The 482-nt window shown below is 35.5% G+C and carries 1 protein-coding gene; it reads right to left on the bottom strand.

What is annotated here, in order from left to right; translation table 11 throughout:
• The coding region (locus AAEY88_RS12590; protein ID WP_350562926.1) for a hypothetical protein at window positions 1-357 on the bottom strand (357 nt) is incomplete at its 3' end.
• Between the last annotated feature and the right edge of the window lie 125 nt (window positions 358-482).

Here is a 482-nt window from a genome sequence, read left to right as displayed (position 1 = left end):
GAATAAAAGTTTTTCAATAAAGCGCTTTGTGTTTCTCAGACTTGTACTTGAATCATAGTCATGAGGGTGGATTGTTTCTCCAATTTCCAGGTTGCACATTTGAGTGCTGATAGTGTGATATAAGCTATCTGTGATTTCTTTTATACTTTTTTCTGGAACATCTTCTGCCTCTGTTACAATATCGACTGGACCGCTATAGCTTATATATGGTGTTAGACGATCAGTGTGGATCAAACGTACAATACTTTCGTCTTTACTATATGAGCGGTCTTCTGTTTTGAGAAGTAATTCCCTTACTTCGTCTAAAGTATAAAATAACTCTTTATTATAATTCATATTTTTACCTGTATTTGTCATTTTAAAGACCTGAGGTTTTGTTGGGCATACAAACATTACACCCCTTATTTTAAAGAGCTTACATAATCCGCCCATTCATCCATCATCTTTTGACGGTAATCTAAATGCTGAGCGCCGTTATAGGC

Origin of the sequence: Psychrobacter sp. CAL346-MNA-CIBAN-0220 (assembly GCF_040309805.1) — a bacterium.
Lineage (GTDB): Bacteria > Pseudomonadota > Gammaproteobacteria > Pseudomonadales > Moraxellaceae > Psychrobacter.
This window is presented reverse-complemented; position numbering and strand designations above follow the sequence as displayed.